Genomic DNA, 15,502 nt, shown 5'->3' on the forward strand with positions numbered 1-15,502 from the left:
ACCCGACAACGAAAGGTTGTCATCATAACGAAACCGGGGCTGTTCCAGCGGATTTTTGCCGCATACGATCCTTCCACGATTCGCCGTCCCGGCGATCGGCAGAGCAACGGAATCGAGGAGTGTCGGTGGTGGGTCCGGAACGTATTTATCCCGAAATGGCGGCGATCGAAGCGGAAATGACTGCGCTGCGCCACCGGCTGCACGCGCATCCGGAGCTCGGCTTCGACGAGCACGCGACGAGCGACCTGGTGGCCGGATGCCTGACAACGTGGGGTTATCGGGTGACGCGCGGTCTCGGCGGCACGGGCGTGGTCGGCACGCTGACGCGCGGCGCCGGGCGCCGGCTCGGCCTGCGCGCCGACATGGACGCGCTGCCGATCCGCGAGACGACCGGGCTGCCGTACGCGAGCCGGATCGACGGCGTGATGCATGCATGCGGCCACGACGGCCATACGGCGATGCTGCTGGCCGCCGCGCGCTGCATCGCCGAGCGGGCGCGCTTCAGCGGCACGCTGAACCTGGTTTTCCAGCCGGCCGAGGAAGGGCTCGGCGGCGCGAAGCGGATGATCGACGACGGCCTGTTCACGCAGTTCCCGTGCGACGCGGTGTTCGCGATGCACAACGTGCCGGGCCTGCCGGCTGGCAAGATCGGCTTCTGCGACGGCGCGTTCATGGCGTCGGCCGACGAGGTGCGCGTGCGCGTGACGGGCCGCGGCGGGCATGGCGCGGTGCCGCATGCGACGGTCGATCCGGTCGTCGTCTGCGCGTCGATCGTGATGGCGCTGCAGACGATCGTGTCGCGCAACGTGAACCCGCAGGATCTCGCGATCATCACGGCCGGGTCGATCCATGCAGGCACCGCGTCGAACGTGATTCCGCCGCACGCGGACCTCGAGCTCAGCGTGCGCGCGCTGTCGCCCGACGTGCGCGCGCTGCTCGAGCGGCGCATCCGCGAAACGGTCGCGGGGCAGGCGGCGAGCTACGGCGCGACGGCCGAGATCGACTATCGCCATGCGTATCCGGTGCTCGTCAATCACGCGGCCGAGACGGCGTTCGCGCGGCAGGTCGCGCACGACTGGGGCGGCGACGATGCCGTCATCGACCATCTGCAGCCGATCGCGGCGAGCGAGGACTTCGCGTTCATGCTGAACGCGTGCCCGGGCAGCTATCTGTCGATCGGCAATGGCGATGGCAATGGCAATGGCGCTGCCGGATGCGCGCTGCACAACCCCGGCTACGACTTCAACGACGCGTGCCTGCCGATCGGCGCGAGCTATTGGGTCGCGCTGGCGGAACGGTTTCTCCGCTGACGCGCGGCGCGCGCAGCGGACGGGGGCGGCGCCGGATGCCGCGACGATTTCGGTTGACACGGGTTCACATCAGTTCACACAAGGAGACACATGATGAAACAGTGGATGGCGGCGCTCGCGGTGGCGCTGGCGGCAGGATCGGCGCATGCCGGCGACTGGACGGGCAAGGAGATTCGTCTCGCGGTCGACCCGACCTATCCGCCGCTCGAATACAAGCTGCCGGACGGCACGCTGACCGGCTTCGGCATCGACATCACGAATGCGCTGTGCGCGGAGCTGCATGCGCGCTGCGTGTGGGTCGAGACGAGCTTCGACGGGATGATTCCCGGCCTGCTCGCGCGCAAGTTCGACGTGATCGCGTCGTCGATGACGATCACGCCGAAGCGGGAGCAGCAGATCGCGTTCACGAACCGGATCTCGAACGCCCCCGCGCGTCTCGTCGTGCGCAAGGGCTCGCCGCTGCTGCCGACCGCCGAATCGCTGAAGGGCAAGCGCGTCGGCGTCGAGCAGGGCTCCGCGCAGGCTGACTACGCGATCGCGAACTGGCAGCGCGCCGGCGTGCAGATCGTGTCGTACCAGAACCAGGACCAGGTGTACTCGGATCTCGTGACGGGCCGGCTCGATGCGGCGTTCCAGGCGTCGATCGCGGCCAGCGACGGGTTCCTGAAGAAGCCGCAGGGCAAGGACTACATGTTCGCCGGCGCGCCGATCGACGACGTGAAGTATTTCGGCCAAGGCGACGGCCTCGGGCTGCGCAAGCAGGATGCCGACCTGCGCGAAGCGTTCAACCATGCGCTCGCGGCGATCCTCGCGAACGGCACGTACGCGCGCATCAACAACAAGTATTTCGACTTCGACATCTACGGCGCGAAGTGAGCGGCGGTCCTGCGCGCCCGTCGTGGCGTGCACGGAGCGACGAGGCGCGCGGCAGGTGGCACGTCGCAGCGGAAAACGGAAAAGCGGTCGCGCAAACGGCGGCCGGCGCGCCGGGAAATGCCGGTGCAGGACATAATCACTAAGGACCACATAATGAATTGGAGATCGATTCGACTCGTCGTGCCGGCACTGTGCGCGGCGCCCGTGTTCGCGTTCGCGCAGAGCAACGTCACGCTGTACGGCCTCATCGACGCGGGCATCGACTATACGAACAACGTCGGCGGCCACAGCGCGTGGCAGATGGCGAGCGGATTCGCGCAGGGCAGCCGCTGGGGGCTGAAGGGCAGCGAGGATCTGGGCGGCGGCTACAGCGCGGTGTTCCAGCTCGAGAACGGCTTCAACGTGAACAACGGCACGCTCGCGCAGGGCGGCCGCGAGTTCGGCCGGCAGGCGTACGTGGGTCTCGCCAGCACGCGCTTCGGCACGCTCACGCTCGGCCGGCAATACGATGCGGTGGTCGACTACCTCGCGCCGACGACCGCGAACGGCAGCTGGGGCGTCTATCCGTTCTCGCATCCGCTCGACAACGACAACACCGGCAATACGTTCCGCGTGAACAACACGGTCAAGTATGCGAGCCCGGATTTCTCAGGGTTCTCGTTCGGCGGCACGTACAGCTTCAGCAACGACACGAACTTCGCGAACAACCGCCAATGGAGCGTCGGCGCGCAGTATGAGAACGGCGGGCTGCTCGTCGGCGCCGCGTTCCTGAACGCGAACAACCCGGGCGCGAAGTCGGGCGGCGCGATCGCGGGCTCGGGATCGGGATCGGTCGGAGCCGACGCGAACTTCGTGTCGTCGCGGTTGCGGATCTTCGGCGCGGGCATCAACTACACGGCCGGGCCCGCAACGGTCGGGTTCGCGTACACGAACAGCAACATCAGCCGCCCGAGCGCGAACGTCGGCTACCTGTTCGGCGACGAGACGATCCAGCCGGTGACGGGGCCGCTCGCAGGCGGGACCGTGACCGCGCTGAAGTACCAGAACTTCGAGGTGAACGGCAAATACCAGTTCACGCCCGCGTTCTTCGTCGGCGCGCAGTACGTGTACACGCTCGCGCACTACGATGCGACGACGGGCAACGTGAAGCCGAAGATCCATTCGATCGGGCTGATGGCCGACTACAACCTGTCGAAGCGCACCGATGTCTACCTGATGGGCGCATACCAGAAGGTCGCGGGCGACGCAACCGGCTCGTCGCTCGATCAGGCGCTCATCCCGGGCGCGGCGGACCTGTCGTCGACGTCGAAGCAGCTGATGGTCCACGCGGGGATCCGGCACAGGTTCTGAGCGAGCGATGCCGCCCGACGTCAGGCGGGTGGCGCGCGCGGGCGGCAGATGCGGCGCGACGATCCCTGTCGTCGCGCGTCAGCACATATTCCCGCACCTCACCAGCATGTGGCGATTCCGACTTTGGGTGCTGCGCGGGCGCAGACAAGATCGCTTTCCATCACAGCGCCTCGACGAGCCGCCGGTTGCTCTTTTCGCAATACTCGTGACACGCGGCGCGTGCCGCGATCGACGCGCCGTGCACGAAGCGCGGCGCGTCGGCCCGCCGCGACATCGACACGACGATCGACGGCGGCGACGGCTGCAGCGGCAGCTCGACCACTTCGCCGCTTTCGATCAGCGCATCGACGAACAGCCGCGGAATCGCGGCGACGCCGAACCCGTCGCGCACGAGCTGCACGATCACCGAGATCGACGGCGAGCCCGTGATGCGCGTATCCGACAGCGGCACGCCATGCGCGTGCGCGAGCGTGCGGACGATGTCCTCGAGCGCGCGATGCGGCGCGGTGCCGCGCCCGAACGTCAGGATCGGCTGGCGCAGCACCTGCCGCGCGAGCCCCGTGCGCGTGTTCGGCAGCAGGCCCGCGCGCGCGATCCAGCGCACCGGGTAATTCGCGAGCGCATCGCAGACGACCGACGCCTCGTCGCTGCCCTCGACGCGGATGATCAGGTCGAGCTCGCCCGCCATCAGGCGGCGCTGCAGCACGACGCTGACATCGACGGTCAGGTCGATCTCGAGCTGCGGACAGTCGGCCGCGAGGCGCCGCATGTAGTGCGGCAGCCAGCTATGCACGACGGTCTCGATCACGCCGAGCCGCAGCTTGCCGCGCAGCGCGCTTTCGCCGGACGCGGCGGCCTGCAGCTGCTGCGTCGCCTCGACGACGGCCTTCGCGTAGCCGAGCAGGTATTCGCCGTTCGGCGTCAGGCGGAATTCGCGGCTGTCGCGATCGACGAGCACGGTCCGCAATTCGTCCTCGAGCACCTTCACCCGCTGTGAAATGGCGGCCGGCGTCGCGTGCAGCGCCGCCGCCGTCGTGCGGAAGTTGCGGAGCTTGGCGAGCGTGACGAAGGTCTCGAGAAAACGCGTGTTCATGGCGATCGGCAAGGCAATGGGCGCGCAGATTGCCTCGCTGAAAAAATGAACGGGAGTGGGGAAAACCCGGCTTCTTGTTAAGGAACTCTATACACTGGCCGTAAAAAAACTCGTTGGCGGCAATTTTTTTTCTTTCCTATCCTTCGCCGTATCCGATGAGCCAACAGCGTCATCGCACCGACACCCTGATACGCCACCGACCATCATGACGCCTTCCGAATTCCGCCAGTCCGTGCGCCGCGGCGCGTTCCGCGGCCCGACCGCCGGCCATTGCGGCCCGTACGCGCAAGCGAACCTCGCGATCCTGCCCGATGCGTACGCGCACGATTTCCTGCGCTTTTGTCAGGCGAATCCGAAGGCGTGCCCGCTGCTCGCCGTCGGCGAACCGGGCGACTTCCGCGTCGACGCGCTCGGCCGCGACATCGACATCCGCACCGACGTGCCGCGCTACAACGTGTATCGCGACGGCCGGCTCGCCGAGCAGGTCGACTCGCTCCACCCGCTGTGGCAGGACGATTTCGTCGTATTTGCGATCGGCTGTTCGTTCTCGTTCGAGGACATGCTGGCGCGCGAGGGCATCGGGCTGCGCCACGTCGAGGAAGGGCGTAACGTGCCGATGTACCGGACGTCGATTCCGAACCGCCGCGCCGGCATCTTCGGCGGCAACCTCGTCGTGTCGATGCGGCCGATGCGCGGCGCCGACGCGATCCGCGCGGTGCAGATCACGAGCCGTTTTCCGGGCGTGCATGGCGCGCCGATCCATATCGGCCACCCGCAGGAACTGGGGATCGACGATCTCGGCGCGCCCGAATTCGGCGACGCGGTGACGATCCGCGACGGCGAGCTGCCGGTGTTCTGGGCGTGCGGCGTCACGCCGCAAACCGCGCTGATGGATGCGAAGCTGCCGCTCGCGATCGCGCATGCGCCGGGCCACATGCTGATGACCGACATCACGAACGCATCGCTCGCGGTGTTTTGACCTGCGGGGCGGCCAGCTTCGCGCAGCAGCGGCCGCCGCGTTCCCGATTCCGTCACGGCGGCGCGGCCGCCGTGACTGTACACCATCCGCCTGCCCGGAGGGCGACGCCCATCCGCGTCCCGGCATCCGGCGGCACATGACGATACGACGGTTCTTCCGGCGCACTTCGACAGGAGCGACATGATGGACAGCAAGACCCTGACGGCATCCGCCGCCGACCCCGCGGACGGCGAGCGTGGCGGACTCTTCTCGTGGTATGCGGATGCGGGGCCGCGCGAGCGCCGCGCGTTCTGGAGCTGCAAGGTCGGCTACATGCTCGACGGGATGGACACGCAGATGCTGTCGTTCGTGATCCCGACGCTCGTCGCGACGTGGGGCATCTCGCTCGCGGACGCGGGCTTCATCGGCACGCTGACGCTGCTCGCGTCCGCGCTCGGCGGCTGGATCGCCGGGATCCTGTCGGACCGGATCGGCCGCGTGCGCACGCTGCAGCTCACCGTGCTGTGGTTCGCGGTGTTCACCGGCCTCTGCGGGCTCGCGCAGAGCTATCACCAGCTGCTCGCCGCCCGCGCGCTGATGGGCTTCGGCTTCGGCGGCGAATGGACGGCCGGCGCGGTGCTGATCGGCGAGGTGATCCGCGCGCGCGACCGCGGCAAGGCGGTCGGCCTCGTGCAGTCGGGCTGGGCGATCGGCTGGGGGCTGTCGGCGCTGCTCTATGCGTTGCTGTTCTCGGTGCTGTCCCCAGAATATGCATGGCGCGGGCTGTTCCTCGTCGGCCTGCTGCCGGCGCTGCTCGTCGTCGTGATTCGCCGCTACGTGAAGGAGCCGGACGTCTACGAGAAGGAGAAGGCCGTGCAGGCGGACGTCAGCGACACGCCGCGCCTCACCGAGATCTTCGCGCCGAAGCTGCTGTCGACGACGTTGCGCGCGGCGCTGCTGACGACCGGCGCGCAGGGCGGCTACTACGCGATCACGACGTGGCTGCCGACCTTCCTGAAGACCGAGCGTCACCTGACCGTGATGGGCACCGGCGGCTACCTCGCGACGATCATCGTCGGCTCGTGGGTCGGCTACCTGGCGAGCGCGTACCTGACCGACCGCCTCGGCCGCAAGCCGAACTTCATCGTGTTCGCGCTTGGCTCGATGGTGATCGCGTTCGCGTACACGTCGCTGAACCTGACCAATGCGTCGATGCTGTGGCTCGGCTTCCCGCTCGGCTTCTTCGCGTCGGGCATCTTCTCCGGGATGGGCGCGTTCCTGACCGAGCTGTTCCCGACCCGCGTGCGCGGCTCCGGCCAGGGCTTTTGCTACAACGTCGGCCGCGCGGTCGGTGCGCTGTTCCCGTTCCTGATCGGCGCGCTGTCGAAGCACTATGGCCTCGGCGCGAGCATCGGGATCTTCGCGGTCGCCGCGTACGGCGTGTTGATCGTCGCGGCGCTGACGCTGCCCGAGACGCGCGGCCGCGAACTCGACGCGGCGTAAGCGCCGGCCGATCCCTCCACGGATTTCCGGCGCGGCGACGCTGCGATTGAATGCGGTAACCAAGCGCAGCGATTGAACGCAGCAGCCAGGCGCAGCGATTCAACGCCGCCCAAGCGCCGCGCGAGCGAAATCCGATTTCCGATTCGATACGCATGATGCCGCGCGGCGTTCGCGCTGCGCGGCCGGCGTTCGCCTTTCCGATTCAACGACGCAGTGATTCCATCGCCATGACGACTCGACACATTCCTTCCGTTCCCTCCGACGCGCAACGCTGGCAGTTCTGGATCGACCGCGGCGGCACGTTCACCGACATCGTCGCGCGCCGGCCCGACGGCTCCCTGACCACGCACAAGCTGCTGTCCGAGAACCCCGAGCAGTATCGCGACGCAGCGGTCGCGGGCATCCGTCACCTGCTCGGCCTCGCGGCCGGCGAGCCGATCACGCCCGAGCGCGTCGAGATGGTGAAGATGGGCACGACGGTCGCGACCAACGCGCTGCTCGAGCGCAAGGGCGAACGCACCGCGCTCGCGACGACGCGCGGCTTTCGCGACGTGCTGCGGATCGCGTACCAGAACCGGCCGCGCCTGTTCGATCTCGACATCGCGCTGCCCGAGGCGCTGTACGAGACGGTCGTCGAGATCGACGAACGCGTCGGCGCGCATGGCGACGTGGTCGAGCCGCTCGATCTTGCGTCAGCGGAAACGGTGCTGCGGCAGGTGTTCGACGCGGGCATCCGCGCGCTCGCGATCGTGCTGATCCACGGCTACCGCTACACCGCGCACGAACGTGCGCTTGCCGATCTCGCGCGCCGCATCGGCTTCACGCAGGTGTCGGTGTCGCACGAAGTGTCGCCGCTGATGAAGATGGTGTCGCGCGGCGACACGACCGTCGTCGATGCGTACCTGTCGCCGATCCTGCGCCGCTATGTCGAGCAGGTCGCGCGCGAGATGCCGGGCGTGAACCTGCAGTTCATGCAGAGCAACGGCGGGCTGACGCGCGCCGACACGTTCCAGGGCAAGGACGCGATCCTGTCGGGCCCGGCGGGCGGCATCGTCGGGATGGTGCGCGCGGCGCGCGCCGCGGGCTTCGGTCACGTGATCGGCTTCGACATGGGCGGCACGTCGACGGACGTGTCGCATTTCAACGGCGAATTCGAGCGCGTGTTCGAGACGCAGGTGGCCGGCGTGCGGATGCGCGCGCCGATGATGAGCATCCACACGGTCGCCGCGGGCGGCGGCTCGGTGCTGGGCTTCGACGGCGCGCGGCTGCGCGTCGGGCCCGAGTCGGCGGGCGCGAACCCGGGGCCGGCCGCATACCGGCGCGGCGGGCCGCTGACGGTGACCGACTGCAACGTGATGCTCGGCAAGATCCAGCCCGACTACTTCCCGCGCGTGTTCGGCCCGCATGCGGACGAACCGCTCGACCGCGACGGCGTCGTCGCGAAGTTCGAGGCGCTTGCCGACGAGATCCATGCGGCGACCGGGCGGCGCGAGACGCCGGAGACGCTCGCCGAAGGCTTCCTCGAGATCGCGATCGGCAGCATGGCGAACGCGATCAAGAAGATTTCCGTGCAGCGCGGCCACGACGTGTCGCGCTACGTGCTGACGACGTTCGGCGGCGCGGGCGGCCAGCATGCGTGCGGCGTCGCCGACGCGCTCGGGATGACGCAGGTGTTCGCGCATCCGCTCGCGGGCGTGCTGTCCGCATACGGGATGGGTCTCGCCGACCAGACCGCGATGCGCGAGCGCGCGGTCGAGGTGGTGCTGTCCGATGCGTCGCTGGCGACGCTGAACGCGGCGCTCGACCGCCTGGCCGACGAGGCGGTCGGCGCGCTGCTCGAGCAGCGCGTGCCGCCGGAGCGGATCGCGACCGAGCGCCGCGTGCACCTGCGCTACCAGGGCACCGATTCGGCGCTCGCGGTGCCGGCCGGCAGTGTCGACGCGATGCAGCAGGCGTTCGAAGCCGCATACCGGCAGCGCTACGCGTTCCTGATGCCCGGCACGCCGCTCGTCGCGGAGCTCGCGTCCGTCGAGGCGATCGGCCGGTCCGACGCGCCGGTCGACGTCGCGCCGCTCGCGCCGCGTGAAGCCGGCGCGCCGCAAGCCGACACCGCCGTGCGGTTCCATTCGGGTGGCCAATGGCACGACGCGGGCCTCTACGTGCGCGACACGCTGCTGGCAGGCGACACGATCGACGGCCCGGCGATCGTCGCCGAAAAGAACGGCACGACTGTCGTCGAGCCCGGCTGGCGCGCGGAAATGTCCGTGCAGGGCAACCTCGTGATGACGCGCATGACGCCGCTGCCGACGCGCCGCTCGCTCGGCACCGAAGCGGACCCCGTGCGGCTCGAGATCTTCAACAACCTGTTCATGTCGATCGCCGAGCAGATGGGCCTGCGGCTGCAGAACACCGCGTACTCGGTGAACATCAAGGAGCGGCTCGACTTCTCGTGCGCGATCTTCGACGGCCACGGCAACCTGATCGCGAATGCGCCGCACATGCCCGTGCACCTCGGGTCGATGGGCGAGAGCATCCGCACGGTGCTCGAACGCAACCGCGGGCGGATGCGCGACGGCGACGTGTTCATGCTGAACGATCCGTACCACGGCGGCACGCACCTGCCGGATGTGACGGTCATCACGCCGGTGTTCGCGGATGGCTCGGACGAGCCGCTGTTCTACGTCGGCTCGCGCGGCCACCATGCGGACATCGGCGGCACGACGCCGGGCTCGATGCCGCCCGATTCGACGCACATCGACGAAGAGGGCGTGCTGATCGACAACTGGCAGCTCGTGTCGGCCGGCGTGCTGCGCGATGCCGACACGCGCGCATTGCTCGCGTCGGGCCGCCATCCGGCGCGCAACGTCGAGCAGAACATGGCCGACCTGCGCGCGCAGATCGCCGCGAACCAGAAGGGCGTCGACGAGCTGCGCCGGATGGTCGCGCAGTTCGGCCGCGACGTCGTGCTCGCGTTCATGCGGCACGTGCAGGACAACGCGGAAGAAGCAGTGCGGCGCGTGATCGGCGCGCTGCAGGACGGCGACTACCGCTATCCGCTCGACAACGGCGCCGAGATTCGCGTCGCGATCCGCGTCGATCGCGCGGCCCGCGGCGCGACGATCGATTTCACGGGCACGTCCGCGCAGCTCGACAACAACTTCAACGCGCCGAAGGCCGTGTGCATGGCGGCGGTGCTGTACGTGTTCCGCACGCTCGTCGGCGACGACATCCCGCTGAACGCGGGCTGCCTGAAGCCGCTGACGGTGATCGTGCCCGAGCGCTCGATGCTGAACCCCGTGTATCCGGCGGCGGTCGTGTCGGGCAACGTCGAGACGTCGTCGGCGATCACCAATGCGCTGTACGGCGCACTCGGCCGCGTCGCGTCGAGCCAGGGGACGATGAACAACTTCACGTTCGGCAACGCGCAGGTCCAGTACTACGAGACGATCGCGGGCGGCAGCGGCGCGGGCGACGGCTTCGCGGGCGTCGACGCGGTGCAGACCCACATGACGAACTCGCGGCTGACCGATCCCGAGGTGCTCGAATGGCGCTATCCGGTGCGGCTCGATTCGCACCGCATCCGCGCGGGCTCGGGCGGCGGCGGGCGCTGGCGCGGCGGCAACGGCGCGATCCGCCGGATCCGCTTCCTCGAGCCGATGACCGCGTCGATCCTGTCGAACAACCGCATCCATGCGCCGTTCGGCGCGGCGGGCGGCGACGCGGGCGCGCTTGGCCGCAACACGATCGAGCGCGCGGACGGCACCGTCGTGACGCTCGACCACATCGGCCGCGCGCAGATGGCGCCGGGCGACGTGTTCGTCGTCGAGACGCCGGGGGGCGGCGGGTTCGGGACCGTCGCCGGCTGACCGGACGACACGCTGCACGCGCGCTGAACGCGCCCGGCTCGCGAACGACGCGGCCGGGCGCGTTTGCGTTTCGACGCGGCTTCGGTCCTGGTCTCGGCCCCGGCACCGGCCCGGATCGGATCGGATCGGATCGGATCGGATTCAATGCGCGAAGAATGTGCGCATGCGCACTGAATGACGCGTGTGGCTCATTCAATGTGACGATTGGAAAGACTTGTCGGTCCGATTATTTTCGCAACGGGATTGCCATGAACGCGTCGATGACGGCGGTGATGCCGCAATTGCGGTAAATCCCATCCCGGTAATTGGGATGACGACATGAAGCCGCAAAAAATGCCTGTCAAAAACGCGCATTGCGGATACGGGAATGCAATATTTTCCTGATGTCGAATTCGGGAGGTGATCTGGCCCTGACCTCAGTATCCGCCAATCAATCCCTTCCATCATGGGCGGAAGGCCGCCGGAACAGGGTTCGAGCCCGGCTGGGCGCGCGGGTGCCAGGGACCGTTTCCATCGTGTCCCGTGCGCTCGGGCACGCCCTTTTTCGACGAATCTGCCGGGAAAATGCAATATCGGTCAACGGCCCAATTGCTTGACACCCATTTGAAATTGTGTGTGCATTTCGCGTCCTTCATTTGATAAGATGAGCCATCATTCTTCTGTGGGAATCCGGGCGCGACATGCATCAGACATGCGCGAACGCCGGATCGGAGCAGTCGGGCACGAAAGCGGGGCGAGGAACGTCATTTCTGCACGACCGGACGTCCGGGAACGCGATGGCGCGTCCGGGCATGCGGCCGGAAGCATGCGCCTCCGTCTACACTTAGCGGTTTTTTTGGTCGGGGCTCGTCCATGGATGACGAAAACGAAAGCGCGGTAATCGAGCTGCACTTCGGCACGCGCAGTCCGTGCTGGCGCCTGGGCAGCGACAGCAATGCGCTCGAGCTGGCCGCCGTGCGCGGCCTGACCAACGTCAGCGTCGCACTGAGCGCCGAGCAGGCCGCGCGGATTCGCGCGCTCACCGGCGTGACCTCCCACCTCGTGCTCGAGATATCGCTGTTCGGCGAGCCGGTCAGCCTCCATCTCGTCGGCAAGAAACTCAGCACGACCGACTGGGCCGGCACCGCGTGCGCGTATTCGGACGCCGTGTCCGTCGCGGAGGACCTGTCGCACGGCCTCGCGTTCGCGGAGCAGGTGGTGTCCGAGGTCAATTCGCTCGTCGTGATCCTCGACCGCAACGGCATGGTGCAGCGCTTCAACCGGCTGTGCGAGGAAGTCACCGGCAAGCGCGAGGTCGACGTGATCGGGCGCAGCGCATTCGAGCTGTTCATGAGCGCGGACCAGGGCGCGCAGTCGCGCACCAACATCACCGGTTTCTTCGCGAGCAACAAGCCGTTCTCGGTCGAGCGCTACATCAACACGGTCAACGGACCGCGCCTCTTCGAGTTCCGCAACAAGTTCGTGCAGAGCGGCAGCGGCGTCGACGAGCAGTTCCTGATCTGCTCGGGCATCGACATCACCGAGGAGCGCAACGCGCAGCATCGTCTCACCGAACTCGCGAACACCGACGTGCTGACCGGGCTGCCGAACCGCCATGCGATCAGCGAACGGATCAAGACCGTGCTCGATGCCGGCGGCGACGACACGCTGCGCCAGGTCGGCATCCTGTTCCTCGATCTCGACAACTTCAAGCGCGTCAACGACCACTACGGCCATATCACCGGCGACCGGCTGCTGAAGGACGTGTCCACGATCATCAGCGACTGCCTGCCGCAAGGCGCGACGCTTGCGCGTCTCGGCGGCGACGAATTCCTCGTGCTGTTCGAGCACGGCTCGCGTCCGCTGCTGGAGGCGACCGCGCAGATCATCCTCGACCGGCTGCGCACGCCGATCCATCTCGGGCTGATGGAGGTGTACACGAGCTGCTCGATCGGCATCGCGATGTTTCCGCAGCACGGCGACACGCTCGAAACGCTGATCCGCAGTGCGGACACCGCGATGTATGTCGCGAAGGAAGCCGGCAAGCACACGTATCGCGTGTTCACGCTGGAGATGAACCAGAAGGTCGCGAAGTACATGTGGCTCGACACGAACCTGCGCAAGTCGCTCGAGGAAGAGCAGTTCGTGCTGCATTATCAGCCGGTCGTCGACATCGCGACGGGCGACGTGCACAGCGTCGAGGCGCTGGTCCGCTGGCAGTCGCCGGACCGCGGGCTCGTCGCGCCGGTGGAATTCATCCAGTTCGCCGAGGAGTCCGGCCTGATCGCGCCGCTCGGCCGCTGGGTGATGCGCACCGCGGCAGCGCAGGCCGCCGCATGGAAGGCGATGGGGCTCACGACGCGCATCGCGGTCAACGTGTCGGCGCGGCAATTGCAGGACATGAACGTCGTGCGCCAGTTCGCGACGATACTCGAGGATGAGGGGCTGAAGCCGGGCCTGCTCGACATCGAGCTGACCGAGAGCTGCTTCATCGAGGATGAAGGCTCGGCGATCAGCCTGATCAAGCAGTTCCGCCATCTCGGCGCCGAGATTCATCTCGACGATTTCGGCACCGGCTATTCGTCGCTGTCGCAGCTGTCGCGACTGCCGCTCGATTCGATCAAGCTCGACCGCAGCTTCATCACCGGCATCGACCGCAATCCGCGTTCGCAGGCGCTCGTGAGTTCCGTGGTGTCGCTCGCGCGGGCGCTGAATTTCTCGGTGGTCGCCGAAGGCGTCGAGACGCGCGCCGAGGCTGAGTTCCTCAAGCAGATCGACGTCGACCAGGCGCAGGGCTATTACTACGCGCGTCCGATGGCCGCGCACGCGTTCGAGGCATGGCTCACGGAAAAAAGAAAGTTCAGGCTCATCGCCTGAACTTTCCGGTCATGCGGGGCCGTCAGGCTGCGACGGCACGCATCAGGTCACCGTGCGCAGCTTCGACACGCGACGGTTCTGCAGCATCACGAGGCGTTCCATGAACGCGAGATCCTTCGTCTCGATCGTGAACGCCGCGCGCACCCACTCCTCGGTGATGTCCATCAGCTCGGCGCGCGTGAGCGGGAACACGCGCTGACGCGCGCGCAGCATCGCGCGCACGCCGTTCAGCTTCGGCCGCAGCACGTCGATGAACGTGCGCGTCGCGAGATACGCGTCGCCGGGTTCGAACGTCTGCTCGACGAGCCCGTGATCCTCATACCATTCGGCGACGTGCGGCTCGCCGCTCGCGATCAGGTCCTCCGCGACGCGCCGGTGCGCCTTGCGCGCGACGAGCGAGTAGCCACCCATCCCCGGGAACAGGTTGAACGCGATCTCGGGGAAGCCGAGTTTCACGCCTTTCTGCGCGAGCACGTAATGATGCGCGAGCGCGGCTTCGAAGCCGCCGCCGAGCGCGCTGCCCTCGACCATTGCGATCGAGACCGCGCCGGTGCCGAAGCCCGTGTAGATCTCATAGACGCCGTCGATGCACGAGCGCGCGTAGGCCATCAGCTGATCGCGCCTGCCGCTGCGGATCGCGTCGACGAAAAAGCTCAGGTCGCCGCCGACGTTGAACAGCTCGGGCACGAGCGAACCCGTCACCCAGAAGTCGAACGTCAGTCCCGAATCGCGCGCGATGCGCGCGAGCTGGATGATCTCGGTGACGAGCTGCTGGTTGAAGCACGGCCTCGGTTCGGAGCGAAGCATCATCCACATGACGTTGCGGCCCTCTTCATAGAACGCTTTCAGTTGCGTCATTTCGCCAGCTTCGTAAAACGGCCGGCATGCGGGGTGTGATTGGAGTTGCATGGATGGGTCCTCGATTTAAGAGTGGTTTGCTTGGGTAAAACCGTCGCGCACCTGATCCATGCGAATGCAAAACGGCCGCATGGCCCCGGGTCGCGCGGCACCGCCATTGTTGCGCGCACAAACTCGGCCGATGTGTGGAATGGATCACCTGATTGCGCGGCCCGCGTGCGCGTGACGGACGCGATTTCCGGTGCAAGCGGTCGCGCCGGCACGCGAAATCGGCGCAATGCCGAAGAGCGCTTGACGGCGGATTTCGCGACGGAATTGCACGAATCGCAGCGACGCAAACGTTTTGTCTGTGGAATGAGCAAGATGGCCCGGACGCTCGCGCAACACGCGGGTTCCGGCGTGGATCGCCGCGCGGGTTGCGGGCCGATGCCGGTCATTCGCACGCGAATTTTTTTTGCGGAACCGGCAATGCCGGCAACGCAGCGGGACTCGCGTTACGGCGGAATTCCGGCGGACCGCAATAGCGTGACCATGCGAATGGCGCGGTAATGCCGGATTCGGCGTTGGCAATCTCAACGTCTCGTTGGCAATGCACGGCAGATTTCGTTTGTGATGCAGACGAAACGCGCATTCGACGCAATGCGGCGTGTGACCTGCGCATGTGGAGACATGCCTGCTCGGTGAAATCGTTTCGACAGCAGATCGCATGCTTGGCTGCCCCGCGATGCGTTGGCGCCGATGTGCATGCCGCTCGCGTGGCTTTCATCGTGCCGTCGTCGGCGAATCGTTCCGGGGCGACGCGATGACATGCGCCGCGCGCCGCGGCTCCATG

General features: G+C 67.3%; 10 protein-coding genes. 8 read left to right on the plus strand and 2 right to left on the minus strand.

Annotated elements, in window-relative coordinates; genetic code table 11:
• Positions 1–128: 128 nt before the first annotated feature.
• From ACV229_RS24715 to ACV229_RS24725, 3 genes are all read left to right on the plus strand, one after another.
• Positions 129–1,310, plus strand: a complete 1,182-nt coding sequence (locus ACV229_RS24715; protein ID WP_448085726.1) for a M20 aminoacylase family protein — start codon at positions 129–131, stop codon at positions 1,308–1,310.
• A gap of 93 nt (positions 1,311–1,403) precedes the next feature.
• Positions 1,404–2,186 carry an ABC transporter substrate-binding protein gene (locus ACV229_RS24720; protein WP_448085765.1) on the plus strand — a complete coding sequence of 261 codons (783 nt, stop codon included), beginning with the start codon at positions 1,404–1,406 and terminating at the stop codon, positions 2,184–2,186.
• 153 nt (positions 2,187–2,339) lie between these two features.
• A complete protein-coding gene (locus ACV229_RS24725) occupies positions 2,340–3,536 on the plus strand; it encodes a porin (protein WP_448085727.1) in 1,197 nt (398 codons plus the stop codon).
• Between the two features lie 160 nt (positions 3,537–3,696).
• Here ACV229_RS24725 and ACV229_RS24730 read toward each other — a convergent pair whose 3' ends face one another.
• Positions 3,697–4,629 carry a LysR family transcriptional regulator gene (locus ACV229_RS24730; RefSeq protein ID WP_448085728.1) on the minus strand — a complete coding sequence of 311 codons (933 nt, stop codon included), beginning with the start codon at positions 4,627–4,629 and terminating at the stop codon, positions 3,697–3,699.
• A 205-nt stretch (positions 4,630–4,834) separates the two neighbouring features.
• Between ACV229_RS24730 and ACV229_RS24735 the strand changes: the two genes are divergently transcribed.
• The 4 genes from ACV229_RS24735 (at position 4,835) to pdeR (ending at position 13,812) form a co-directional block, all read left to right on the plus strand.
• Positions 4,835–5,608, plus strand: a complete 774-nt coding sequence (locus ACV229_RS24735; RefSeq protein WP_448085729.1) for a putative hydro-lyase — start codon at positions 4,835–4,837, stop codon at positions 5,606–5,608.
• A 183-nt stretch (positions 5,609–5,791) separates the two neighbouring features.
• A complete protein-coding gene (locus ACV229_RS24740) occupies positions 5,792–7,090 on the plus strand; it encodes an MFS transporter (RefSeq protein ID WP_448085730.1) in 1,299 nt (432 codons plus the stop codon).
• A 227-nt stretch (positions 7,091–7,317) separates the two neighbouring features.
• The gene (locus ACV229_RS24745; protein ID WP_448085731.1) at positions 7,318–10,956 is read left to right on the plus strand and encodes a hydantoinase B/oxoprolinase family protein; all 3,639 of its coding nucleotides are present in this window, start codon (positions 7,318–7,320) and stop codon (positions 10,954–10,956) included.
• Between the two features lie 852 nt (positions 10,957–11,808).
• A complete protein-coding gene (pdeR, locus tag ACV229_RS24750; RefSeq protein ID WP_448085732.1) occupies positions 11,809–13,812 on the plus strand; it encodes a cyclic di-GMP phosphodiesterase in 2,004 nt (667 codons plus the stop codon).
• 42 nt (positions 13,813–13,854) lie between these two features.
• Here the strand turns inward: pdeR and ACV229_RS24755 are convergent, their stop codons facing one another.
• Positions 13,855–14,721 carry a crotonase/enoyl-CoA hydratase family protein gene (locus ACV229_RS24755; RefSeq protein WP_448085733.1) on the minus strand — a complete coding sequence of 289 codons (867 nt, stop codon included), beginning with the start codon at positions 14,719–14,721 and terminating at the stop codon, positions 13,855–13,857.
• A gap of 30 nt (positions 14,722–14,751) precedes the next feature.
• On the opposite strand from ACV229_RS24755, the gene ACV229_RS24760 reads away from it, so the two are divergent.
• The gene (locus ACV229_RS24760) at positions 14,752–15,219 is read left to right on the plus strand and encodes a hypothetical protein (protein WP_448085734.1); all 468 of its coding nucleotides are present in this window, start codon (positions 14,752–14,754) and stop codon (positions 15,217–15,219) included.
• Positions 15,220–15,502 lie beyond the last annotated feature (283 nt).

The sequence above is a fragment of the Burkholderia sp. MR1-5-21 genome (assembly GCF_053427715.1).